22 protein-coding genes and 1 pseudogene are annotated in these 22,099 nt (G+C 68.4%); 11 read left to right on the top strand and 12 right to left on the bottom strand.

The genetic code is table 11. From position 1 onward, the window contains the following. Positions 1 to 14 precede the first annotated feature (14 nt). A complete protein-coding gene (locus OK351_RS16330) occupies positions 15 to 440 on the top strand; it encodes a DoxX family protein (RefSeq protein ID WP_265161158.1) in 426 nt (141 codons plus the stop codon). On the opposite strand, the gene OK351_RS16325 is transcribed toward OK351_RS16330, so the two are convergent. From OK351_RS16325 to OK351_RS16315, 3 genes are all read right to left on the bottom strand, one after another. Beyond that, positions 437 to 1,288 carry a Cof-type HAD-IIB family hydrolase gene (locus OK351_RS16325; protein WP_265161156.1) on the bottom strand — a complete coding sequence of 284 codons (852 nt, stop codon included), beginning with the start codon at positions 1,286 to 1,288 and terminating at the stop codon, positions 437 to 439. The genes OK351_RS16330 and OK351_RS16325 overlap by 4 nt on opposite strands. An 88-nt stretch (positions 1,289 to 1,376) precedes the next feature. Continuing rightward, positions 1,377 to 2,099 (bottom strand): tyrosine-protein phosphatase, encoded by a 723-nt coding sequence (locus tag OK351_RS16320; protein ID WP_265161154.1) that lies wholly within the window; start codon positions 2,097 to 2,099, stop codon positions 1,377 to 1,379. A gap of 61 nt (positions 2,100 to 2,160) precedes the next feature. Further along, positions 2,161 to 2,940, bottom strand: coding sequence for a nitrilase-related carbon-nitrogen hydrolase (locus tag OK351_RS16315; RefSeq protein WP_265161152.1), 780 nt, complete (start codon positions 2,938 to 2,940; stop codon positions 2,161 to 2,163). Between the two features lie 160 nt (positions 2,941 to 3,100). On the opposite strand from OK351_RS16315, the gene OK351_RS16310 reads away from it, so the two are divergent. The 8 genes from OK351_RS16310 to OK351_RS16275 all read left to right on the top strand — a co-directional run bounded on the left by OK351_RS16310 (position 3,101) and on the right by OK351_RS16275 (position 10,652). After that, on the top strand, positions 3,101 to 3,664 hold the full coding sequence (locus OK351_RS16310) for a GNAT family N-acetyltransferase (RefSeq protein WP_265161150.1): 564 nt from the start codon (positions 3,101 to 3,103) through the stop codon (positions 3,662 to 3,664). Then, a complete protein-coding gene (locus OK351_RS16305) occupies positions 3,661 to 4,950 on the top strand; it encodes a sensor histidine kinase (RefSeq protein WP_265161148.1) in 1,290 nt (429 codons plus the stop codon). Before OK351_RS16310 ends, OK351_RS16305 begins: the two co-directional genes overlap by 4 nt. 5 nt (positions 4,951 to 4,955) lie before the next feature. Further along, positions 4,956 to 5,573 (top strand): response regulator, encoded by a 618-nt coding sequence (locus OK351_RS16300; RefSeq protein ID WP_265161247.1) that lies wholly within the window; start codon positions 4,956 to 4,958, stop codon positions 5,571 to 5,573. Between the two features lie 113 nt (positions 5,574 to 5,686). Then, entirely contained in the window at positions 5,687 to 7,786 is a 2,100-nt protein-coding gene (locus OK351_RS16295) for an MMPL family transporter (RefSeq protein ID WP_265161146.1), read from the top strand. A gap of 37 nt (positions 7,787 to 7,823) precedes the next feature. Next, positions 7,824 to 8,276 (top strand): DUF2871 domain-containing protein, encoded by a 453-nt coding sequence (locus tag OK351_RS16290; protein ID WP_265161143.1) that lies wholly within the window; start codon positions 7,824 to 7,826, stop codon positions 8,274 to 8,276. A gap of 39 nt (positions 8,277 to 8,315) precedes the next feature. Continuing rightward, positions 8,316 to 9,347 (top strand): alcohol dehydrogenase catalytic domain-containing protein, encoded by a 1,032-nt coding sequence (locus OK351_RS16285; protein WP_265161141.1) that lies wholly within the window; start codon positions 8,316 to 8,318, stop codon positions 9,345 to 9,347. Between the two features lie 38 nt (positions 9,348 to 9,385). Further along, positions 9,386 to 10,204, top strand: coding sequence for a DUF4184 family protein (locus tag OK351_RS16280; protein WP_265161139.1), 819 nt, complete (start codon positions 9,386 to 9,388; stop codon positions 10,202 to 10,204). A 43-nt stretch (positions 10,205 to 10,247) separates the two neighbouring features. Further along, positions 10,248 to 10,652 (top strand): CHY zinc finger protein, encoded by a 405-nt coding sequence (locus OK351_RS16275; RefSeq protein WP_265161137.1) that lies wholly within the window; start codon positions 10,248 to 10,250, stop codon positions 10,650 to 10,652. Between the two features lie 2 nt (positions 10,653 to 10,654). Here the strand turns inward: OK351_RS16275 and OK351_RS16270 are convergent, their stop codons facing one another. Further along, positions 10,655 to 11,164: a universal stress protein gene (locus tag OK351_RS16270; RefSeq protein ID WP_265161135.1), complete on the bottom strand. Its 510-nt coding sequence runs from the start codon at positions 11,162 to 11,164 to the stop codon at positions 10,655 to 10,657. Between the two features lie 196 nt (positions 11,165 to 11,360). Between OK351_RS16270 and OK351_RS16265 the strand changes: the two genes are divergently transcribed. After that, complete coding sequence (locus OK351_RS16265) at positions 11,361 to 12,536, top strand: AAA family ATPase (protein ID WP_265161133.1); 1,176 nt, start codon at positions 11,361 to 11,363, stop codon at positions 12,534 to 12,536. Here OK351_RS16265 and OK351_RS16260 read toward each other — a convergent pair. After that, positions 12,533 to 13,942, bottom strand: a complete 1,410-nt coding sequence (locus tag OK351_RS16260) for a mycothione reductase (RefSeq protein WP_265161131.1) — start codon at positions 13,940 to 13,942, stop codon at positions 12,533 to 12,535. The two genes, OK351_RS16265 and OK351_RS16260, sit on opposite strands and share 4 nt — an antisense overlap. A 102-nt stretch (positions 13,943 to 14,044) precedes the next feature. Between OK351_RS16260 and OK351_RS16255 the strand changes: the two genes are divergently transcribed. Beyond that, a complete protein-coding gene (locus OK351_RS16255) occupies positions 14,045 to 14,431 on the top strand; it encodes a hypothetical protein (RefSeq protein WP_265161128.1) in 387 nt (128 codons plus the stop codon). Between the two features lie 19 nt (positions 14,432 to 14,450). Here OK351_RS16255 and OK351_RS16250 read toward each other — a convergent pair whose 3' ends face one another. The 7 genes and pseudogenes from OK351_RS16250 to OK351_RS16220 form a co-directional block, all read right to left on the bottom strand. Beyond that, on the bottom strand, positions 14,451 to 15,668 hold the full coding sequence (locus OK351_RS16250; protein ID WP_265161126.1) for an NAD(P)/FAD-dependent oxidoreductase: 1,218 nt from the start codon (positions 15,666 to 15,668) through the stop codon (positions 14,451 to 14,453). A gap of 126 nt (positions 15,669 to 15,794) precedes the next feature. Continuing rightward, positions 15,795 to 16,655 (bottom strand): formyltetrahydrofolate deformylase, encoded by an 861-nt coding sequence (gene purU / locus OK351_RS16245; RefSeq protein ID WP_265161124.1) that lies wholly within the window; start codon positions 16,653 to 16,655, stop codon positions 15,795 to 15,797. Positions 16,656 to 16,837: 182 nt separating this feature from the next. Next, positions 16,838 to 17,455, bottom strand: coding sequence for a sarcosine oxidase subunit gamma family protein (soxG, locus tag OK351_RS16240; RefSeq protein ID WP_265161122.1), 618 nt, complete (start codon positions 17,453 to 17,455; stop codon positions 16,838 to 16,840). Then, positions 17,448 to 20,351, bottom strand: coding sequence for a sarcosine oxidase subunit alpha family protein (locus OK351_RS16235; RefSeq protein ID WP_265161120.1), 2,904 nt, complete (start codon positions 20,349 to 20,351; stop codon positions 17,448 to 17,450). Before OK351_RS16235 ends, soxG begins: the two co-directional genes overlap by 8 nt. Then, positions 20,348 to 20,647: a sarcosine oxidase subunit delta gene (locus OK351_RS16230; RefSeq protein WP_265161117.1), complete on the bottom strand. Its 300-nt coding sequence runs from the start codon at positions 20,645 to 20,647 to the stop codon at positions 20,348 to 20,350. Before OK351_RS16230 ends, OK351_RS16235 begins: the two co-directional genes overlap by 4 nt. Before the next feature lie 11 nt (positions 20,648 to 20,658). Continuing rightward, complete coding sequence (locus OK351_RS16225) at positions 20,659 to 21,876, bottom strand: sarcosine oxidase subunit beta family protein (protein ID WP_265161115.1); 1,218 nt, start codon at positions 21,874 to 21,876, stop codon at positions 20,659 to 20,661. Positions 21,877 to 21,878: 2 nt separating this feature from the next. Further along, positions 21,879 to 22,099 (bottom strand): annotated as a pseudogene (locus OK351_RS16220) (serine hydroxymethyltransferase); the annotation flags it as partial.

The raw sequence follows: 22,099 nt of genomic DNA, 5'->3' as shown, positions 1-22,099 counted from the left end.
AAGGGATCACGCCCATGAACCGTTCCACCCAGGCCACGCTGGCCGCCATCTCGGGCACCGCCCTGCGGGTGACGGTGGGTGCGCTGTTCATGGTGCATGGATGGTGGAAGCTCACCGACGGGGTGCCGGCCACCACCGCCTGGCTGGATTCCCTGGGCGTCGGTTATGCCAGCCTGGCCGCCCCGCTGCTGATCGGTGCAGAACTGCTCGGCGGTGCGGCGCTGGTATTGGGGCTGGCCACCCGTTTCGTCTGCCTGGTACTGCTGGCCGAGCTGGGCATCGCCTGGTACCTGGTACACCGCGGCCATGGCCTGTTCGTCGCCGATGGCGGCTGGGAGCTGGTGCTGGTATTGGCCGTGGTGCTGGCCGGCTTCGCGCTGACCGGCAGCGGCGGCACGGGACTGGACCGGTTGTTCTCCGGCCGGCACCGGCACCGCTAGCGCAGCAGGTGCCCGGCCAGCGTGTCGGCCCCGTCGAGCCAGGCCCGCAGCACCTGCAGCACCCCGTGTTCGGTATTCGGCGGTGCGGTGAAGTGTGCGGCCTGCCGGATCAGCGGGTGCGCATTGGCCATCGCGAAGGAGTGGCTGGCCATGCCCAGCATCTCCAGGTCGTTGTGGTAGTCGCCGAAGACCACGGTCTGCTCGGGCCCGATGCCCAACTGGCGTTGCAGGTCCCCGACCGCCACACCCTTGTGCACTCCCAGGTTCATCACATCCACCCAGTTCTCCCCCGAGATCACCACCTGTAGCTGGCCGGCCACCGGTTGCAGCACCCGGGCCACCTCGGTGGACCGTTGCGGGCAGTAGATGGCGAGTTTGATCGTCTCGTCCTGCACCGCAAGCAGGTCCTCGACGGTCTGGATACGGGCGTAGTACGGTTCCACGGCGCGGGCGAGCTGGTCCCCGGGCTGCTGCAGGTAACCCATCCGGCGGCCGCAGCGCACCACGCCGAAGTCCAGACCGGACCCCGCGGTGCGCAACAGGCCGATGACCCGGTCCGCCAACGGCGCGGCGATGACATTGGAGTACAGTTCCCGGTCCCCGCGCATCACCACGGTCCCGTTCTCGGCGATGATGGTCAACGGCCGGGCCAACCCGGCGAACTGCTCGGCCAGCCGTGCATGCTGGCGCCCGCTGGCCGGGGCGAAGGTGATCGAACGCTCGTGCAGCTGGTCGATAAGCGGCCAGGCGGCGTCCGGGATCCGCCCGTCGCCATCCAGGAAGGTGCCGTCCATATCCACGGCGACCAGCTTGATATCCGCGGTCGGGTCAATCACGTCGAAGGGCACTGCGCTCCTCACAGGGCCGGATTTCGCTGACCGGCCGGGTCGGTTGATGGGGATGGTTCCGGTGGTTCCGATGGTTCGATGCCTGCCCTCAGGCCAGCAGGCGACTACCGAGCTGTTCCAGCCCGGCACGTTCCAGGCCGTGGGCGAGCAGGTAGTCGGCCACGCTGCCGTGCCGGCGTTCGATTTCGCCCAGGGCCCGGTCCAGTCCCGGCACGCTGGTCCCGACCATCAGCTCGAGCATTTTCTCGGTCACCGGGATCCCGGCGGCGCTGATCTGGGTACGCATGGCCTGCAACCAGGACCCCTGCAGGTTCGCGGTGGAGGCCGCATAGTCCTCGAAGACGGCATCGCGGTCGGCCCCGACCGCGAGCAGCAGCAGGGCGATGGCCACTCCCGTGCGGTCCTTGCCGGCGGTGCAGTGCACCAAGGTGGCACCCTCGTTGGTTGCCACCTCCTCGGCCACCTGGGCCCAGACCGTCGGGTGATCCAGCACCAGCGGCAGGTAGAGAGATTCCAGGTCCGGCATGGTGGACCCTACCGCGAAGGCGCCCTCCATCAGGGGCAACCTGGTGCGCGTGGCCCGGCCGGACACCTCGGGGAAGCCCAGGACGCGGCGGGCCTCGTACTCGCTGCGCAAATCGAAAATGCGGCTGATGCCACTGTGTTCCACCCAGCCGGTGATCTGTTCATCCACCGTCACCGGGGCGGCGCAGCGGTACAGCACCGCGGGGCGGATACTCGAGCTTCCGGCGCTCATCCCGCCCACTGTCCGGCAGTTGGCCAGGGTGGTCGGGTACGGGATTCCGGTCATGGGCGCTCCTTCAACAACAAGCCTGTCTCCACGCTACCAACCCGGGCGCGTTGTTCGGCAATCAGCGGTACACCTCGGGCCGCAATCGCGCCAAATAGGGCACGGCCTTGCGAATGGCCTGCTGGCGTTGGCGGTCCACATCGGCCACGATCAGTTGCGGCTGGTGCCCGGCCACCTGGATATTCTGCCCGTCCGGTCCCACGATGGTGGAGGTGCCGGTCATCTGGATCCCGCCCTGCACCGAGCAGTGGTTGGCCCACAGCAGGTAGAGGCCGTTTTCCATGGCCCGGGCGGGCAGCAGCTTCAACGCCAGGGGTGCGGCGCCGGCTTCGGCGGCGGCCGGCACCAGCAGGATCTTGGCCCCGGCCAGCGCCGCGGCCCGCACGTTCTCGGGGAACTGGGCGTCGTACCCGCTGGACAGCGCCAGCATCGAGTGCTGGTACTCGAAGGCCGCAGGCGGTTCATCGGCCGCGGTGAAGACCTCGCGCTCGGCGGCGGTGGCCAGGTGCACCCGCGCATAGTGGGCCAGCCGTTCACCCTGCGCATCCACGAAGTAGCTGCCGATCAGCAGCTGGCGCTCCCGGTGTTCGGGAAGCGAGTAGGCCAGCGCCACCCCGTAGCTGGCAGCCAGGGACTCGATGGCCTCGTGCAATCCCCGGATCGCGGCGGCGGTGAAGGACTTGGCCAGCACCCGCGCATCGGCCCCGGTCACGTACAGTTCCGGGCTGAGCAGGATGTCCACCCGGTTGCTGGCCGCCACCGCCACGGCTTCCTCCAGCCGGGCCAGGTTGGTTTGCCAATCCCCCGGCTGCGCATCATGTTGCAGAACCGCTAACCGCATGCCGCCTCGTTTCCCCTCCCCGGCCGGTGCTCCGCGTGCCCGCCGGTAGCTCAAGCCTAAACCCGGCCGGGCCCCGCGGTCATGTTCCGGTCCGCGGCCACCGTGCGCATGACGGTGCCGGGCAAGACAGCCGGGGCGCTGGCAGTCTAAAGTCGAAACCATGAACGACGCGATCTTCCCCGTGTACACCCGGCGCCTGGAATTGCGCTTCCATGTCGCCGAGGACGCCGCCGACCTGTTGCGGGTGTACTCGCAGGAACCGGTGGCCCGCTACCTGCTCGAGGAGCGCTGGGATGAGGAGTACACCCAGGAACAGTTGGCCAAGCGGCTCCTGCGCACCACGCTGGATGCCGAACCCCACGCCCTGTCCCTGGTGGTCGCCGACGCCTCCGGACGGTACGTGGGCGACCTGGCGTTGTGGCTGACCGATGTGGAACACCGCCAGGCGGAGATCGGCTGGGTCCGGGACCCGCAATGCGCGGGACTGGGATACCTGGATGAAGCGGCCAGCGAGCTGCTGCGGCTGGCCTTCGGCCCGTTGCGGGTGCACCGGGTGGCGGCGCAAATGGATGCGCGCAATACCGCCAGCGCCGCCCTGGCCGAAAGGCTGGGTTTCCGCCGCGAGGGGCACCTGATCCAGGACCTGTTCAGCAAGGGCGAATACACCGACACCTTCATCTACGGGATGCTCGCCCGGGACCTGCCCGCCAAGGACCCGGCATGAGCCCTGCCGCCTCCGCCCCGGCTGCCCGAAGCCCGGAAGCGGCACATCCCCCGATCCGGCGAGAGAAGCTGATCTCCGCGAGGCTGCTGCAGTTGGGGCAGCACGGGATCACCCTGGTGCTGCTGGTTTTCGCCGTGCTGCGTGCCCTGGTGGTCGACCCCGGTCACGGTGTCCTGGTGCTGGGCGTCGGGATCCTGCTGGCCGGCTGGTACGTGCTGGGGTTGCCGCTAATGATTCGGGGCGGTGCCCCGCGCCGGGTGCTGGGCTGGCTTGCGGTGCTGCTGGCCCTGTGGGTTGCGGCCTTGGTGGTCAGTGCCGAGTTCATGTGGCTGGCCTTCAGCCTGTGGCTGCTGGTCGGACACCTGCTGGGATTGGGCCTGTCGGTGCTGCTCAGCGTACTGATCTACGCGCTGGCCATCGTGCTCCCCTTCGTGGTATACGGGAACATCAGCTATGCCGGGGTGCTCGGACCGCTGGTGGGTGGTTCCTTCGCCTGGGGTATTTCACGCGGCTACCTGCAGCTGCTGCACGATGTCCAGGAACGCAATACCCTCGTCGCCTCGCTGCGCCAGGCGCATCGGGAAATGGCGGCGCTGCAGGAGGAGCTGGCCCGTTCGCAGCATGAGGCCGGGATGCTGGCCGAGCGGACCCGGGTGGCCCGCGATATCCACGACACCATCGCCCAGCAGCTGGCGGCGATCTCGCTGCATGCCCGGGCCGCGGGAGGTACGCACAGCGGCCCGGATTCCGATTCCCGCCAGGATGCCCGGGCGCTGGAACAGGTCGGGGAACTAGCCGGGCAGGCGCTGAGCGACCTGCGGCGGATCATCGCCGCCCTGGCCCCGGCGGAGCTGGAGGACCAAGCCCTGGCCGGGGCGTTGGGCCGGATGCTGCAACGTCTTGAGCGGCAGTCCGGGATCCGCACCGAGTTGCGGGCCGCCGCCGGGTTGCCGGTGCTGGGCAGCACCGTACAGGTGGCGCTGCTGCGCACCGCCCAGTCCGCACTGGCCAATGTGCAGCAGCACTCCCGGGCCGGGAGGCTGGTGCTTTCGCTGCAGGATGCCGGTGATACGGTACGTATGGACATCGTCGATGACGGGGTGGGATTCGATACCGCCAGCTGGCAGGCGGGACTCGGCCACCGGGAAACCGACGGCGGTTTCGGGTTGCAGGCCATGGGCCAGCGGCTGCGTGAACTCGGTGGCGGCCTGGAGGTGGAATCCTCCCCCGGAGCCGGCACCGCGTTGTCCGCCTACCTTCCGTTGTCCGCCCAGAAAGGCCGGTGACCCCGATGATTTCCGTCATGCTGGTTGACGACCACCCGATCGTGCGTACCGGGTTGCGTGCGGTGTTCACCCACTGTCCGGACATCCAGGTGGTGGCCGAGGCCGGCACCGGGGAAGAGGCGCTGCAGCTCGCCGCGGCGGACCCGGTGGATGTGGTGTTGTGCGATCTGCGGCTGGGCGAGGGCATGAACGGGGTGGCGACCACCAAGGCCCTGCGGGCCCTGCCGCAGCCCCCGCAGGTGCTGATCCTGACCACCTTCGATGCCGATGCGCAGATCCTGGCCTGTGTGGAAGCCGGGGCCAGCGGTTACCTGCTCAAGGACGTCGCGGCGCACACCATCCTGGACTCGGTACGCCAGGCCGCGGCCGGGCGGATGGTGCTGGCCCCGGAAATGACCCAACGGGTGCTGGCCGGGTTGCGCGCCCCGAAGGTCTCGCTCACCACCCGGGAACGCGAGGTGCTGGGGCTGCTGGCCACCGGTGCCGGCAACCGGCAGATCGCCCGGGAACTGTTTGTCAGCGAGGCGACGGTGAAAAGCCACCTGGTGCACGTGTTCGAGAAGCTCCAGGTTTCCTCCCGCACCCAGGCGGTGGCCGCGGCCCGTGAACGGGGCCTGGTCTGAGCCTTCCGGCCCGGGTAGGGCACCTGTCGCGATAGCGCATCCATCAAACGGTTGAGAAGAGGTTCGACCGGATCCACGATCCGCGCGCGAGCCCGGCCGGGTTGACTGGAAGCATGAGATCTTCCGTCCTGACCACACTGGCCGGCACCCTCACCTCGCGCCGCGGCGCGCGGGGCTGGGTGCTGGGATTCCTGCTACTGATCACCCTGGCCTTCGGGCTGCTCTCCTCCCTGCCGGCCGCGTCCCACAGTCCCGACCCGTTGCCCGAGGACAGCGAATCCGCCCAGGTCGCCGCCCTGCTGGAGGGTTTCGAGGGCTCCGGGCGCTCCACCGCGGTGGCTGTGGCCAGCCGTACCGACCACCAGGAGCTGACCGCGGCCGATACCGGGCTGCTGGCCGAGGCGGGTGCCGTTGCCGGCGCCGTCGGCCCGGTGCAGGCCGGCGAGCCGATCCTCAGCGAGGACCGGGAAGCGGCCCTGATCACCCTGAGCTGGGACAGCGTGGATCCGCTGGCGGACCGCGATCAGGTGCGCATGCTGCGCGCGGAGCTGTCGCAGCTGGCCGGTGACGGGCTGGTATTGCAGGTCACCGGTGGGGCCGCCTTCGGCGCGGATGTGGCCGATGCCTTCGCCGGGGCCGACTTCACCCTGTTGGCGGTGACCGTCGGCATCGTGGCGGTGCTGCTGATCCTCACCTACCGCTCCCCGATCCTGTGGCTGATCCCGCTGCTGGTGGTGGCCGTGGCCGACCGGGCCGCCAGCCTGGTCACCGGGGCGCTGGCCGGGGTGTGGGAGCTTCATTTTGATACCGGGGTGCTCTCGGTACTGGTCTTCGGCGCCGGGACGAACTATGCGCTGCTGCTGATTTCCCGGTACCGCGACGAACTGCGCCGTAGCCCCGACCACCGGCAGGCGATGGCCACCGCCTGGCGGGCCAGCTTCCTGGCGATTGCCACCTCCAACCTGACCGTGGTGCTGGCCCTGGCCACCCTGGTGCTGGCGGTCATGGATGATACCCGCGGGCTGGGCATCGCCTGCGCCATCGGGCTGCTGGTTGCCGCGTTCTTCGCCCTGTTCCTGCTGCCGGCGGTACTCGTGTTGTGCGGGCGCAAGGTCTTCTGGCCGCTGGTGCCCACCAGCGGTGGCCCGGCGGCGCGGCCCGGGCCGTGGGCCCGGATCGCCACGGGGGTCACCTCCCGCCCGGCGATGAGCCTGGGCGTGGTCGGCGCCATCCTGCTGATCTTCGCCACCGTGCTGACCAGCACCTCGCTGGGTGTCAAGCCGTCCGAGCAGTTCCGCGGCACCATGGAATCGGCGCAGGGAGGCGAACTGCTGGCCGGGCATTTCCCGATCGGCGAGGTGTACCCCGCCACGGTGCTCAGCCGTTCCGGGGCCGCCGAACAGGTCGCCGAGGCGGCGGCCGCGGTGCCGGGCATCGAACGGGTGAGCGTGCTCGGCACCAGCGCCGACGGGTCCTGGCAGCGGCTGATGGTGGCCGGCAGCGCCGAACTGGGCTCCGCCGCGGGCCGGGCCGAAACCGTTGCCCTGCGCGAGGCCGTCTCCGCGGTACCGGCTGCCGAGGCGCTGGTTGGCGGGCAGGGGGCACAGGCGTACGACACCCATCGCGGGCATCTGGGCGACTTCGTGCTCATCGCCCCGCTGGTGCTGGGCATCTGCTTTGTCATGTTGCTGCTGCTCACCCGCTCGTGGCTCACCGCCGGGCTGCTGGCGCTGGTGAACCTGCTCAGCTCGGCCGCCGCCCTGGGCCTCGGGGCGTTGATCGGCTCGCTGGTCTTCGACACCCGGGCCCTGGATGTGCAGGTGCCGCTGCTGGCCTTCCTGTTCCTGGTGGCCCTCGGGGTGGACTACACGATCTTCCTGGCCCACCGGATCCGGCAGGAAGCCGCCGGGCAGCCGATGCGCCAGGCGGTCGTCAACGCGGTGAACGCCACCGGTGCGGTGATCACCAGCGCCGGGCTGGTGCTGGCCGGGGTGTTCGCCGCACTGGCCACGCTGCCGCTGCTGGTGCTGGGCCAGCTCGGGCTGATCGTCGGGCTGGGGGTGCTGCTCGATACCTTCCTGGTGCGCACCGTGCTGGTTCCGGCGCTGTTCACCCTGTTGGCCCGACGCGGCATCCCGGCATGGAGCCGCCCGCGGCCCGAGGCGGACGACGAAACCGGGCACCGGCAGCCGGCCGGCATCGCCACCCGCTGACAAACCAACAACCCAACCAACCAAGGAAGTGTTTTCCATGCGCAAGATCCTCAACTGGGCCTTCGGCTACATGCTTGTCGGCGTCGCCTCGGGCCTGTTCTACCGCGAGTTCACCAAGCTCAACGATTTCCCGGCCGGGGAATTCACCCAACTGGGCCTGGCCCACACCCACCTGCTGACCCTGGGGTTCATCGTGCTGCTGGTGGTGCTGCTGCTGGAACGGGCCTTCGAGCTCAGCGCACGGCGCCGGCTGTTCGCCTGGTTCTTCGGCATCTACAATGCCGGGGTGATCCTGACCAGCACCATGCTCATCGTGCATGGGATGCTCACCGTGCGGGGTGTGGAGTCCTCCGCGATGATCGCCGGGTTCGCCGGTCTGGGGCATATGCTGCTCTCGGCCGGGATGGTGCTGCTCTTTGTGCTGCTGCGCTCCCGGGTACCGGCCTCCCGGAAGGCCGAGCCGGTGACAGGCCGGAGCGTGACCGGCTAGGCTGAGGGGCGAGAACCGCCAACAACACAGGGGATGTCCATGCGCGCCAACTTTCTCTTCGGCCCCGGCCAGGTGGCCCTGCGCCAGGTGGCCGACCCGGTGCTCGCCGCGCCCACCGATGCCATTGTGCGGATCACCGCCAGTTGCATCTGCGGCTCGGATTTGCACCCCTACCGGGACGATGCCCAGCATCCGGCCGGCAGGCCGATCGGGCACGAGTTCATCGGGGTCATCGAGCAGGTCGGCGACGCGGTGCGTACCGTGGCCGAAGGGGATTTCGTGATTGCGCCGTTCACGGTCTCCTGCGGGGTATGCCAGTTCTGTGCCGAGGGGCTGAGCACCTCCTGCCTGGATGCCGGCTACTGGGGTGCCGACGGATCCGCGGCGCAGGCCGAGGCGATCCGGGTGCCCAGCGCCGACGGGACCCTGGTCAGGGTTCCCGGTCCGGTGGACGAGGCGCTCTACCCGAGCCTGCTGACCCTTTCCGACGTGTACGCCACCGGCTACCATGCCGCGGTGAGCGCCGGGGTGGGTCCCGGGGACACGGTGAGCGTGATCGGTGACGGGGCGGTGGGACTGCTGGCGGTGCTCTCGGCCAGGCTGCTGGGCGCCTCGCAGGTGATCCTGATGGGCCGGCACCATCACCGCACCGAACTCGGGCGCCGGTTCGGGGCCACCGACGTGGTCGCCGAACGCGGTGCGGAAGGGATCAGCAGGGTGCGGGAACTGTCCGGCGGGCACGGCACCTCCAAGGTGCTCGAAGCCGTCGGATTACTGCCTGCCTATGAGCAGGCGCTGGGCATCGTGCGTGATGGCGGGGTGATCTCCCGGGTGGGCGTACCGCAGTACACGACCGGGCCGGTGGGCCGTGAGCTCTTTGGCCGCAACCTGACCCTGACCGGCGGGGTCGCCCCGGTGCGCAAGTACATCCCCGAACTGCTGCCCGGGGTGCTGGCCGGCACGGTGAACCCGGGGCTGGTCTTCGACCGGGTGCTGCCGTTGGAGGAGATCGCCGAGGGCTACGGGCTCATGGATCGGCGCGAGGCGATCAAGGTGATGATCCGCGGCTGAGACCGCACTGCCCCGCCACACCGTCGCAAAGGAACCACGTGCCGTTCACCCTGTCCCATCCTGCCGCAGTGCTTCCGCTGCTGCATCGGCCCTTCGTGCCACTGGCGTTGGTTGCCGGCGCCGTTGCCCCGGATCTGCCCTACTTCGTCAACCTGCCGGTGACGGCCCACACCTGGTACGAGCCGCTGCTGAACGCCACGTTCACGCACTCGCTGAAGGGGATACTGCTCGCCGGGGTGCCCAGCGTCGTGTTGCTGGTGTTGCTGTGCCGGTTTCTCGCCCCGCCGGTGAGGGACCTGCTGCCGGTGACCGTGGACTACACCGGTGGCGGGGCCAGGGCGCCACGAGGCCGGCTGTCCTCCGCCTTCTGGTTCCTCCTCTCGGCGTTGATCGGGCTGGCCACCCATGTGCTGTGGGACGGGATCACGCACGGCAACAGCCGGATGGTGGCCGCGTTGCCGCTGCTTCAGACGGAACTGGTCAGCGGGCTGACGGCCAATCGTTTCCTGCAGCATGCCAGTACCGTGCTGGGTGCGCTGGCCCTGGTGCTGTGGTGTGTGCTGACGGTGCGCTCGGGCAAACTGTCGCTGTCCCGGGCCAGTGTTCCACCGGCCCGGGCCACCCGCCGGCTGGCCATCACGCTCGGCATCGTGCTGGTCAGCACGATGCCCGCACTGTCCTCGGTGCTGATCATGAGGGCAGCGCAGGGCCCGCTTGGCCTGGAACTGGCGTTGACCGAATTCCTCAAATCCGTCATCCCCACGGCCATGCTGGCCCTCACGGTGTATTCGCTGTGTTGGTACCTGCTCCGCTGGGCGAGGAAACCCGGGGCGCCTGCCCAGGCAGTGCGGGATTAGGCCTCGACCCCTGCGTGGAGATGTCCCGCAAAGGGCCGCTAGCATGGGCGGCAACGGGCCCGTAGGGCAGGGCGCGGATCAATGGCACGGGAGGATGCGGTTGGACGGGGAGCCGGAGGTTTTCGGGGTCGGCATGGACGCCCAGACCCGGTGCAGGCACTACCACCAGGCGGTGGACATCATCGCCATCAAGCATTATTGCTGCGCGCGCTACTACCCGTGCCACCACTGCCATGAGGAGCTGGCCGACCACCCGGTGATGGTATGGCCGGGCCGGCTCTTCGACGAACCGGCGGTGCTGTGCGGGATTTGCCGGTGCGAACTGGGCATCGGCCAGTACCTTGGCACCGATCGCTGTCCCCGGTGCGACGCCCGGTTCAATCCGGGTTGCAAGCTACACCGGGGGCTGTACTTCTCGACCGCCGGGTCCGGGGACCCGGAAGGCTAGTCCTACCAGGGCAGACGGCCGGTCTGGCTGGGGTCCTGCGGGACAACCAGCACCGGCCGTGACTGGCGGTGAGCCAGATGGACCGCGACCGAGCCGTCGACCAGCTGCTCGATCCTGCCACGGATCCCCGGACGCCGGGTACCCACCACGATCATCGTGGCGTCCAGTTCCTCGGCCACCCGGGCCAGGGCCTTGCCCGGGTCCCCTTCCACCTCGCGGGCTTCCCAGGACACCCCGGCTGCGGAGAACACCTCGGTCAGGTGCTTGTCCAGGGCTTCGGGGAATCGGTTGTCCGGCTCGTTGCCATCGTCGAATCCGACCTGTCCGGTGGGCCGGTCCAATGGCTCGGGCAGGCGCTGGGTAATCAGCCGGCCGGATTGCACATTCAGGCATACCACCGTGGCGCCCAGCTGGGCGGCCAGGGCCGCGGCGGTGGAAACGACCACCGGCGACTGGTCCTCGTCGACCCCGACAAGGAGGGTGGGTACTGGACCGTCGGGATTCCGGGTCATGGGTTCTCCCCAATTCTCACGTGGCCGCCGCCGGGAGTGATTCCGACGTCGGCGCCTCGGGCCAGAACATCTGCGGGCGGGGCCCCAGCGCCATGGCCTCGGCGAGGTTTCCGCCGATAAATCTAGTATGACATGGCGTTCGGTGGTTTTCCGCGGAAGACCGGAAGTGTCCGTGGGTGCCGATAGTCTGGGGAGCATGCTTCAGACCTTGGCAATCAGCGGTTACCGTTCGGTGCGCGACCTGGTACTTCCCCTGGCCCCCTTGACCGTGGTCACCGGGGCGAATGCGGTAGGCAAATCGAATGTCTACCGGGCCCTGAAACTGATCAGCGAACTGGGCCACGACGGGGCGATCGCCTCGCTGGCGCGGGAAGGCGGGCTGGCCTCGGCCACCTGGGCCGGCCCCGAAGCCGGCAGCCGGCCGCGCGGAGCGGAGCCGGCCCGTGCCGCCCAGGGCACCCGGCGTAGGCAGGCGGTGGCCCTGAAGCTCGGGTTCGCCACCGACGGGTACGGCTACACCGTGGATCTGGGGATGCCGCCACCGGATATGGATCCGCGCGATCCGACCATGTTCGGTCAGGACCCGATCATCAAGACCGAATCGGTATTCTTCGGGCCGGTGCTGCGTCCGGGCACCCTGGCGGTGAAACGCAACGGCCCGCTGGTGCAGGTGCGCGATTCGGCGCAGCTGCACGATGCGCGGATCCGCTTGGCTGATTGGGAGTCGGTGCTGTCCCTGGTTGACTCCAGCACCGCCCCGGAAGTGGGGCAGCTACGCCGCGAATTACAGGGCTGGCGGTTCTACGACGCGTTGCGGACCGACGCGCAGGCCCCGGCCCGGCAGGAGCAGGTGGGAACCCGCACCCCGGTGCTGGCCTCGGATGGGGCGGATGTGGCCGCCGCGATCCGCACCATCGTCGAGCAATCCGATCCGGCCCCGTTCCGGCAGGCCATCGCCCGCGCCTTCGACGGGTCCGAGGTGCGAATCACCGGCAGCGAGGCCGGACGTTTCAGCCTGCAACTGAAACAGCCGGGGCTGCTCCGGGCGCTGTCCGCCGCCGAATTATCGGATGGGACCCTGCGCTATCTCCTGCTGGCCACGGCCCTGCTTTCCCCGCGTCCGGCCCCGCTGCTGGTGCTGAACGAACCGGAGAACTCCCTGCACCCGCAGCTACTTGAACCGCTCGGGGAGCTGATCGCCCAGGCCAGCGGGCGCTCGCAGATCGTGGTGGTCTCCCATTCCTCCCACCTGGTGGCGGCCCTTGAAGCCCACGGGGCGTTGCGCCATGAACTGGTCAAGGAGTCCGGGGAAACCGTGCTGCAGGACCAGGGAGTGTTCGACCGCCCGGCCTGGGCCTGGCCCAGGCGCTAGAGATCGGCGTCCGCGGGAACCGGCACGTCCAGTCCGAGCAACGCGTTCTCGGTGACTTCCATCAGGGCCGGGTGGATCCAGTACTGGCCGCGCGCGGCGGTGTAGGCGTCGACGCCCAGGTTCATGGCCATGACCACCGGCTGGATCAGGTTCGAGGACTGGTAGCCCATGGCGTGGGCCCCCAAAATGCTGCCATCGCGCTTGTCGGCAATGACCTTGAACAGCCCGCTGCGGTCCTCCAGCGCCCAACCGTAGGCGGTATCCCCCACCTGCTGGGTCTTGGACGTCACGTTGTGCGCGCCGATGCGTTCGATGGCCTCGGCTTCGGTGAGCCCCACCTGGGCCAGTTCGGGGTGGGTGAAGACCGCCGCGGGTACCGCGCGCCGCGAATTGGCGCGCAGGTGCCGGGGGTGTTCCAGGTTGTGCGCCACCACCCGGGCCTCGTAGTTGGCCACGTGCTTGAGCTGGTTTGCGGTGCAGATATCCCCCAGCGCGTAGAGCCCGGCCACCGGCTGTCCTCCGCGTAGCACCCGCTGGTAGTCATCGACCACCAGCCTCCCGTCGTCGTGCAGATCCAGCCCGGCTTCCTCGGCCCCGATGAGGTCCGTATTCGGGGTGCGGCCGGTGGCCAGCAGCACCACATCGGCCGTGTGACTGCCGTGGGCGCTGTGCACCACCAGGCTGCCATCGGGGTTGGCGGTGATCGCGGTGGGTTCGGTGTTGTAGGCCACGTTCCAGTGCCTGGGCGCCTCGGTGTTGAAAGCCTCGCGGATCTCGGTGTCCAGGTGGCGCATCAGCCGGTCCTTGCGCACCAGCTGGGTGGTGTGCGAGCCCAGTCCGGAGAAGATGGCCGCGAATTCGCAGGCGATATAGCCGCCACCGACGATCACGATGCGCCCGGGCAGTTCCTCCAGCCGCATCACGGTGTCCGAGGTGTGCACCCCGGGCAGCCCGGTGCCCTCGATATCCGGGATGGCCGGCCGCGAGCCGGCGGCGATGACCAGCTGGGCGGCGTTGACCTCGGTGCCGTCCGGGGCCCGGAAACCGTGGGTGCCGTGCAGCTGCACCTGGGCGGAGATGACCTTCACGTTTTCGTTGTTGTTGCGGTAGTCGTAGCCGGCGTCGGCGATCGGGTCGATGCGGGAGAAGACCCGATCCCGGATGGCCGACCAGTCCGCGTCCCCGGTGGGCAGGTCCACATTGACCCGGGCGGCGTCAACGGTGGTCCGCGCCATTTCGGCGGAGCGGACAAACATCTTGGTGGGGATGCAGCCCACGTTCAGGCAGGTTCCGCCGAAAACGGACTTCTCCGCGATGGCCACCTGCTTGCCTTCCCAGTGGTCGGTGAGCAATGAGTTGCCCGAGCCGGTGCCGATGATTGCCAGATCAACATGGTGCTGTGTCATGGGTTCATCGTAGGCAGCCCCGAGGTGAAGTAACCAGCCATGATGCCACCGTGTCGGTGGCCGGGCTGTTGCCCGATGGCAGGCCACTGTAGGCTCGGTTCCATGGTCTGGGCGGTGGTTTTCACGGTGGTGCTGGGTATGTTGGCGCTCTTCCAGCTGGGCCTGGTCTTCGGTGCCCCGTGGGGGCGCTTCACCATGGGCGGGTACCACCCGGGCCGGCTGCCGACCGGGTTGCGCGTGGTCGCCGGGGTATCGGTGCTGCTCTACGGTCTCATGGCCCTACTGGCCCTACTGGCCCTGCGCTGTGCCGGGCTGGTCATGGTTCCAGAGGGCGGTGTAGCCCGGTTAGGCATGTGGGTGGTATTCGGGTTCCTGCTGCTGGGGGTCGGCATGAACGCCATCTCCCGTTCGAAACCCGAACGCTACGTGATGACCCCGGTGTCCCTGGTGCTGGCGGTCCTGGCGCTGCTGGTTGTGCTCGGGGTCTGAGCCGCGCATCTCGTGGTGGTTACCGGTCGGCCAGTTGGTCCAGCGGGATCGAGGTGTCGGCCAGCCGGTCAGGGGCCACCTGACGACCCAGCAGCGCGCGCAGGCTGTCGTTCACATCCCAGATGTTCACGTTCATCGCCGCGCTGATCCTGCCCTCACGCAGCCAGAACATGATGAATTGACCCTCCTGCCGGTTCCCGCGCACCACCTCGGTGTCCCCGTCCAGCCGGTGGCCGACAAATTCCATGCCCAGGTCGAACTGGTCGGTGAAGAAGTAGGGGTACCAGTCGTATTCCGCGTCACCGCCGGTGAGGGTGCTGGCGGCCAGCTTGGCCTGGCGGATGGCGTTATCCCAGTGCTCGACCCGCAGCTGGCGGCGTAGCCGGGTATTGAAGGACCGGGCGATATCCCCGATGGCCAGGATCCGCCCGTCGCTGGTGCGCAACGAGGCGTCGGTGACCACCCCGTCATCGGTCTCCAGCCCGGCGTCGCGGGCGAGCTCCAGGTTCGGGCTGGCGCCGATGGCCAGCAGCACCGTGTCGGCGCTGATTTGCCGGTCTCCGGCGTGCAGGATGAGCTCGCGGCCGCGGGCCTCGATCCGGTTCACCCGGGTGTCCAGTACCAGGCGGACCCCGGCGTCACGATGCAGACCGGTGAGGTAGCTGCCGAACCCCTCGCCCAGCGCGGCGGCCAGGGGCGTGGTGGACGGGGAGACGACGGTGACCTCGGCATGGCGTTGGCGGGCCGAGGCGGCCGCCTCCATGCCGATCCACCCGGAGCCGATGATCGCCACCCGGGTACCTTCCAGCAGGACCTGGCGCAGGGTGCGGGCATCGTCCACGGTGCGCAGCACATGCACCCCGGGCAGCTCGCTGCCTGGCAGTCCCTGCCCGGTATTGGCCCGTGAACCGGTGGCCAGCACCAGTTGGCCGTACTCCAGGATCCGGCCGTCGGTGCACTGCACGGTGCGCCCGGCCCGGTCGATCGACTCCGCGGCCACCCCCAGGTGCAGCTGCACCTCATGGGTGCGGTACCAGTCATCGTCCGCCACGGTGAAGTCCGCCAGTCCGCTGTTGCCCTGCAGGAAGTCCTTGGACAGCGGCGGACGCTCATAGGGCAGGTGCTTCTCGTCCGAGACCAGGGTTAGTTCCCCGGTGTAGCCGTGTTCACGCAGGGCGGTGACACAGGTGGCGGCGGCCAGTCCCCCGCCGATGACAAGGATCGGTTCGCTGTGCATGGTTCCTGCCTCCCCGGGCCCGTCGCATCGGGCGCCTCGATGTGCTCCGCGTGTTCCCGATTTTCCCCCGGGAACCGGGCGCTGGCAAGGGCACGGGGAGTCGACGCGGCGGTGGGGTGGTTCTTCCTAGCGCAGCACCACGGTGCGGTTGCCGTAGAGGAACACCCGTCCCTCGCAGTGCCAGCGCACCGCATTGGACAGCGCCTTGCACTCCGAATCCCGGCCCGCGGCAACCAGGTCCGCCGGGGTGTAGGTGTGGTCCACATCCACCACCTGCTGGGCGATGATCGGGCCCTCGTCCAGCTCCGAATTCACGTAGTGGGCGGTGGCACCCACGGTCTTGACCCCGCGTTCCCAGGCCTGGTGGTAGGGCTTGGCCCCCTTGAACGAGGGCAGGAAGGAATGGTGGATGTTGATGGTCTTGCCGGTCAGCTCGGTGGCCAGGTGGTCCGAGAGCACCTGCATGTAGCGGGCCAGCACCACCAGTTCGGCCCCGGTGTCCTCGATCAGTTCCAGCAGCGCCGCCTCGGCCTGCGGCTTGGTCTCCTTCGAGATCGGGATGTGGTGGAAACCGATGCCGTACCATTCCACCAGTGAGCGGTGGTCCGGGTGGTTGGAGGCCACCGCGACAACCTCGATCGGCAGGTCCCCGCTGTGCATCCGGAAGAGCAGGTCGTTCAGGCAGTGCTCGAACTTCGAGACCATGATCAGCACCTTGGTCTTCTGCCCGCGCTCACGCAGCTGCCAGTCCATCTGCCATTGATCGGCGACGGCCTGGAAATCGGTGCGCAGCATCTGCAGCAGGCCCGGCGCGTCCTCGCCGGCGAAATCCACGCGCATGAACAGGCGTTCGGCGCTCATGTCATCGTACTGTTTCAGTTCCACGATGGTGCGTCCGTGCTGGACCAGGAATCCGGTCACGGCGTGGACGATGCCGGCGCCTTCCGGGCACTGCAGGGTCAGGACGTGTCGGACCTGTTCACTCATGGGGTGTCCTTTCAAGGGTGGTTGACTTGGGGTGGGTGTGGCCAGCGACGGCGGATATCGGGACGGTGGCCTGGTCCCACGGTACGCCCCGCGTCCAACGCTTCCGCCCACACCGATGATGGTGCGGGCGGGAGCGTTGGACGGAAACGGGCGTGCGGCGAATCGGCCGCCGCGGGTCCCGGCTAGACGACGGGCTCCGAGGCGAATTCGAGCATTGCGTCGATCAGCCAATGCACGGTGTGCTCGGTGAACGAGGCCCGCGGCAGGATCCGCCAGCCGTGCTCACCGGTGCGCCACAGTAGCACCGGGATGTTCGCCAGCGTCGTGGTGATCGCCTGGTTGACGCCGAAGACCCGCGGATGCAGGTCCGCCGGGCAGCTCTTGCGCAGCACCAGCGGCGCGGCGGGACCCTCCAGTTCCAGCACGCTGCGGTTGGCGGACAGATCCACCACCTGCCCCGGTTCCTCGGCCAGCGCAGCGGCCAGCTTGCCGGTCAGGGTGCTGTCTTCGGGTGCGGTGAGCAGGAACTCGTCCGGTCCCAGCCAGAGCACCGCGGTGCCGTCGACCCCGCCGGTGACCTCGCCGACGGCGGCCGGCAGGCCCACCGAGGTGGCCTGCGCCAGGGCGCGGTGCCCGGCGCTGCCGGGAACGGCCCGGATCCCGATCTGCGTGGTGAAGGCGATTTCGCGCAGGGCCACGGCGCGTTCGCCGATAACGGTCGCCGCGGCCATCGCCTCGGCGAGGTGTCCGGCCGGCGAACGGCGCAGGCCGGTGTTTTCGAGCAGGGTGTGATTAGCCATCTCGACGGCTCCCTTCCGGGTCAAAGAGGACGGTTTCCGATACCACGACGTCGACCAGCTGGCCGCCCACCGGGGTCTTGAGCACTTCACCGATGCGGTTGCGCCCGTTCTTGATCAGTGCCAGGCCGAAGGTGCGCCCCAGGGCCGGCGAATTGTACGAGCTGGTGACCCAGCCGTCCATCGGGGTGATCCCGTTTTCGCTCCGTGCGTCCGCGGCGACCAACGCCGCGCCCTCGGGAAGGCGCAGGGTCTTGTCCACCGGCAGTACCGAGACCAGCTGCTTGCGGTCCTCGCGCTGGTTGTCGGCCCGCGAGTAGGAGCGCTTGCCCACGAAGTCCTTGAGCTTGGAGACCACCCATTCCATGCCCGCATCCTGCGGGGTCACCGTGCCGTCGGTGTCCTGCCCGACGATGATGAATCCCTTTTCGGCGCGTAGCACGTGCATGGTTTCGGTGCCGTACGGGGTGATGTTGAATTCTTCGCCGGCCGCGTACACGTCCTCCCAGACCCGCAGTCCGTGCCAGGTCGGCACGGCGATCTCGAAGGCCAGTTCCCCGGAGAAGGAGATCCGCGACAGGCGCGCCTCGATCCCGCTGGCCAGGGTGACATCCCGGAAGGCCATGAACTTGAACGCCTCGTTGGATACGTCCAGGCCGGGTGCCAGCTTCGCGATGACATCGCGTGAGCGCGGGCCGACCACGGCCACCGTGGCCAACTGTTCGGTCACCGAGGTGCAGGTGACATCCAGTTCCGGCCATTCGGTCTGCAGCCATTCCTCCAGCCAGTCCAGCACGTCGGCCGCACCGCCGGTGGTGGTGTGCATCAGGAAGCTGTCCTCGGCCAGGCGCAGCGTGACCCCGTCGTCGAAGACCATGCCGTCGGCCTTGCACATCACGCCGTAGCGGCCCATGCCGACCTTCAGCTTGGTGTAGCCGTTGGTGTACATGCGGTTGAGGAACTCTGCCGCGTCCGCCCCGCGGATCTCGATCTTGCCCAGGGTGGTGGCGTCCAGCATGCCCACCGACTCGCGCACCGCCTTGCATTCGCGGTAGACCGCCGCGTCCATGTCCTCACCCGGCTGCGGGAAGTACCAGGCGCGCTTCCATTGCCCGACATCCTCGAATGTTGCGCCCTTGGCCACATGCCAGGGGTGCATCGGGGTGATCCGTGCCGGATCCAGCAGCTGTCCGCGGGTGCGTCCGGCCAGGGCGGCGAAGGCCACCGGGGTGTACGGGGCTCGGAAGGTGGTGGTGCCGATCTCGGCCGGGTTCTCGATGCCCAGCACCGCGGCGATCACACCGATCGCTGCCACACCCGAGGTCTTGCCCTGGTCGTTGGCGGTGGAGATCGAGGTGTAGCGCTTGATATGCTCCACCGACCTCATGCCCGCCCCGGTGGCACGCAGCACATCGGCCACGGTCTGGTCGCGTTGCAGGTCAACGAAGTGGTTGGTGTAGTTCGCCGCATCGTCCCCACGCAGGGACGGGATCAGCCACACCGGGCGGGTCTCGCCCAGCGCCACCTCCGGGGCCTGCGGCACCTGGGCGATATGCCGGAAACCGGCGGCACTGGCGGCCGCGGCGCCGGTGGCGGCACCGGTGGACAGCGCGCTGGCGGTGTCGAAACGCCCGGTGATCGCCCCGGCCAGGTGCTGGTTGGCCACCGCGTCGCCCGGGACGAAGGCGTGGATGGTGGTGTCCCAGTCCAGTTTGCCCTGCCGCTGCGAGTGCAGGTGCACCACCGGGTTGAAGCCGCCGGCCACGGCCAGCACATCGGCCTCGAATTGCCGGCTGTCCCCCAGGTTGCCGTCCGCATCCAGTGCGGCAACGGTCACGGCGGACAGTTCCCCGGCTTCGTTAGCTTCGGTATCAACCACCACCGAACCGGTGATGACCTGAACCCCGGAACCGACGGCTTCGGCCGCGGCCGCGGAGGCGGTGGCACGGGCGTCGACCACTGCGACAACCCCGCCGCTGGCGGCCAATTCGGCCACCAGCGGGTAGGCCGAGTCATTGGTGGTGGCCACGACGATGTTCGTCCCGGCACGTACCCCGTAGCGGTTCAGGTAGCTGCGCACCGCGCCGGCGAGCATGATGCCCGGGCGGTCGTTGTTCTCGAACACCATCGGGCGTTCGTGTGCGCCGGTGGCCAGCACCACCTGCTTCGCGCGGATATGCCAGATGCGTTCGCGGGAGACACCGTGGCCGGCCGGGCCATCCAGGTGCACGGTGCGGCGTTGCACTGCAACGATGTAGTTCGCATCGTAGGAACCCAGCACGGTCGTGCGCTGCAGATGGGTGGCGTCCTCGGCGGCAGCCAGCTCGGCGCCGACCTCCTCGATCCAGTCGGCGGCGGGCTTGCCGTCGATCTGTTCCGTGGGCGCATCACGCAGGGTACCGCCGGCTTCGGCACGCTCATCCAGCAGCATCACACGGGCACCGGAGCGGGTGGCCTCGCGGGCCGCGGCCAGGCCGGCCGGTCCGGCTCCGACCACCAGCACGTCGGTGTGCACATGCACGTGGTCGTAGTAGGCCGGGTCGGTGGTGGGATCCAGCACGCCCAGCCCGCGCAGCAAGGTGGCATTCAGGTTCGCGGTCACCGGCACGGTGGTGGCCGCAAGCATCGACTCGTTGATGTCCTGCTCGTGGCGGGCGGCCACGGTGACCAGGGCGTTGGGCTCTTCCACCCCTGCGGAGAAGATGCCGCGGGGGCGGCCCAGGTACATCGAGTTGCCGCAGGAGCGCAGCCCGGCGCCGAGCATCGCACTGGCCACGGTATCCCCGCGGTAGGCGGTCAGCTGCCGGCCGTCGACGGTCAGTATCAGGGCCTCGTCACGGTTGATGCGCTCGGCGGTGGCCTGGGCGGCGTCCAGGCGGTAGGACTTGTTGCGGCTCATTTGGAACCTCCCTGGGTGTTCTCGAGCACCGGGCGTTCTTCCCCGGCGCGGTAGACGGCCTTGAATTCGTAGCTGACGGTGTCACGCAGGGCGTTGAACCACTTGCGGCACCCACCGGCGTGGACCCAGCGTTCGGCGAAGATGCCCTTCGAGTTCTCGCGGTAGAACAGGTAGCGGGCCCATTCCTTGTCGCTCAGCTCGTGCGGGTCGGCCGGGTAGGCCACGTGGGCCTGGCCGCCGTACTTGAATTCGGTTTCGTTTCTTGGCCCGCAGTTCGGGCATTCAATCAGCATCATGATGGCTGCTCCTAGTGGGCCACGGCTGCGGCGCCGTGTTCGTCGATGAGGTGTCCGGTTTCGAAGCGATCCAGGCTGAACGGTGCGTTCAGCTCGTGGGGTTCGTCATTGGCGATGGTGTGGGCCAGCGTATAGCCGGCGCCCGGGGTGCCCTTGAACCCTCCGGTGCCCCACCCGCAGTTGACGTACAGGTTCTGGATCGGGGTCTTGGAGATGATCGGCGAGGCGTCCATGGTGGTATCCACGATGCCGCCCCAGGTGCGCAGCACGTGGGCCCTGGCGAAGATCGGGAAGAGTTCCACCGCGGCGGCCATCTGCTCCTCGATCACGTGGAAGGCACCGCGCTGGCCGTAGCCGTTGTAGGTGTCGATCCCCGCTCCCATGACCAGTTCGCCCTTGTGGGCCTGGGAAACGTAGACGTGGATGTGGTTGGACATGACCACCGTCGGGTGCACCGGTTCGAACAATTCCGAAACCAGGGCCTGCAGCGGGTGGGATTGGATGGGCAGTTCGAAGCCTGCCATCTCGGCCAGCACCGAGGAATGTCCGGCCCCGGCCAGCGCGACCTTGCCGGCATGGATGGTGCCGCGGGTGGTCTTGACCCCGGTGACCTTCTCCCCGTCCTTCAGGAACCCGATGACCTCGCAGTTCTGGATGATGTCCACGCCCATCTCGTTCGCCTTGCGGGCGAAGGCCCAGGCCACGTGGTCGTGCTTGGCGATGCCGGCACGCGGCTGGTAGGTGGCACCCATGACCGGGTAGCGGATGTCGTCGCCGACGTTGATGATCGGGCAGACTTCCTTGACCTGTTCCGGGGTCAGCCACTCGGCGTCAACGCCGTTGAGCTTGTTCGCCTCGACCCGTCGGACCGATTCGCGCACGTCCCCCAGGGTGTGGGCCAGGTTCAGCACACCGCGCTGGGAGAACAGGAAATCGTAGTCCAGTTCCTCGGGCAGCTGCTCCCACAGCTTCAGGGACTTCTCGTAGATACCCGAGGACTCGTCCCAGAGGTAGTTCGAGCGGATGATGGTGGTATTTCGCGCCATGTTCCCGCCGGCCAGCCAGCCCTTTTCCAACACGGCGATATTGGTCATGCCGTGGTTCTTGGCCAGGAAGTAGGCCGTGGCCAGGCCGTGGCCTCCACCGCCGACGATCACGGCATCGTAGGAGGACTTCGGGTCGGGATTCGCCCAGAGGAATTCCGGGTGCTCCGGTAGCAAGTCAGCCATGATTATTCTCCAATCTTCTTCAAATTCGGGTACAGCGGGTGGGCCTGTGCCAGGTCCAGCACCCGTTGCTTCAACTCGGGAAGTTTTTCCTTGTCACCGTCCGAGCCGGCAATCAACGCCTGCGCAATCACCTCAGCCACCTCGGCAAACGCCTCCACCGAGAAACCACGCGTCGCCAACGCCGGAGTACCAATACGCAACCCACTGGTCACCATCGGCGGAC

The organism is Glutamicibacter sp. MNS18, assembly GCF_026107515.2.
Taxonomy (GTDB): domain Bacteria; phylum Actinomycetota; class Actinomycetes; order Actinomycetales; family Micrococcaceae; genus Glutamicibacter.
This window is presented reverse-complemented; position numbering and strand designations above follow the sequence as displayed.

Excerpts from the sequence above, each read along its gene's own strand:
- OK351_RS16330 (WP_265161158.1), top strand. The coding sequence starts at position 15 with ATGAACCGTTCCACCCAGGCCACGCTGGCCGCCATCTCGGGCACCGCC.
- OK351_RS16320 (WP_265161154.1), bottom strand. The coding sequence starts at position 2,099 with ATGACCGGAATCCCGTACCCGACCACCCTGGCCAACTGCCGGACAGTG.
- OK351_RS16315 (WP_265161152.1), bottom strand. The coding sequence starts at position 2,940 with ATGCGGTTAGCGGTTCTGCAACATGATGCGCAGCCGGGGGATTGGCAA.
- OK351_RS16310 (WP_265161150.1), top strand. The coding sequence starts at position 3,101 with ATGAACGACGCGATCTTCCCCGTGTACACCCGGCGCCTGGAATTGCGC.
- OK351_RS16305 (WP_265161148.1), top strand. The coding sequence starts at position 3,661 with ATGAGCCCTGCCGCCTCCGCCCCGGCTGCCCGAAGCCCGGAAGCGGCA.
- OK351_RS16300 (WP_265161247.1), top strand. The coding sequence starts at position 4,956 with ATGATTTCCGTCATGCTGGTTGACGACCACCCGATCGTGCGTACCGGG.
- OK351_RS16295 (WP_265161146.1), top strand. The coding sequence starts at position 5,687 with ATGAGATCTTCCGTCCTGACCACACTGGCCGGCACCCTCACCTCGCGC.
- OK351_RS16290 (WP_265161143.1), top strand. The coding sequence starts at position 7,824 with ATGCGCAAGATCCTCAACTGGGCCTTCGGCTACATGCTTGTCGGCGTC.
- OK351_RS16285 (WP_265161141.1), top strand. The coding sequence starts at position 8,316 with ATGCGCGCCAACTTTCTCTTCGGCCCCGGCCAGGTGGCCCTGCGCCAG.
- OK351_RS16275 (WP_265161137.1), top strand. The coding sequence starts at position 10,248 with ATGGGCGGCAACGGGCCCGTAGGGCAGGGCGCGGATCAATGGCACGGG.
- OK351_RS16270 (WP_265161135.1), bottom strand. The coding sequence starts at position 11,164 with ATGACCCGGAATCCCGACGGTCCAGTACCCACCCTCCTTGTCGGGGTC.
- OK351_RS16265 (WP_265161133.1), top strand. The coding sequence starts at position 11,361 with ATGCTTCAGACCTTGGCAATCAGCGGTTACCGTTCGGTGCGCGACCTG.
- OK351_RS16260 (WP_265161131.1), bottom strand. The coding sequence starts at position 13,942 with ATGACACAGCACCATGTTGATCTGGCAATCATCGGCACCGGCTCGGGC.
- OK351_RS16255 (WP_265161128.1), top strand. The coding sequence starts at position 14,045 with ATGGTCTGGGCGGTGGTTTTCACGGTGGTGCTGGGTATGTTGGCGCTC.
- OK351_RS16250 (WP_265161126.1), bottom strand. The coding sequence starts at position 15,668 with ATGCACAGCGAACCGATCCTTGTCATCGGCGGGGGACTGGCCGCCGCC.
- purU (WP_265161124.1), bottom strand. The coding sequence starts at position 16,655 with ATGAGTGAACAGGTCCGACACGTCCTGACCCTGCAGTGCCCGGAAGGC.
- soxG (WP_265161122.1), bottom strand. The coding sequence starts at position 17,455 with ATGGCTAATCACACCCTGCTCGAAAACACCGGCCTGCGCCGTTCGCCG.
- OK351_RS16235 (WP_265161120.1), bottom strand. The coding sequence starts at position 20,351 with ATGAGCCGCAACAAGTCCTACCGCCTGGACGCCGCCCAGGCCACCGCC.
- OK351_RS16230 (WP_265161117.1), bottom strand. The coding sequence starts at position 20,647 with ATGATGCTGATTGAATGCCCGAACTGCGGGCCAAGAAACGAAACCGAA.
- OK351_RS16225 (WP_265161115.1), bottom strand. The coding sequence starts at position 21,876 with ATGGCTGACTTGCTACCGGAGCACCCGGAATTCCTCTGGGCGAATCCC.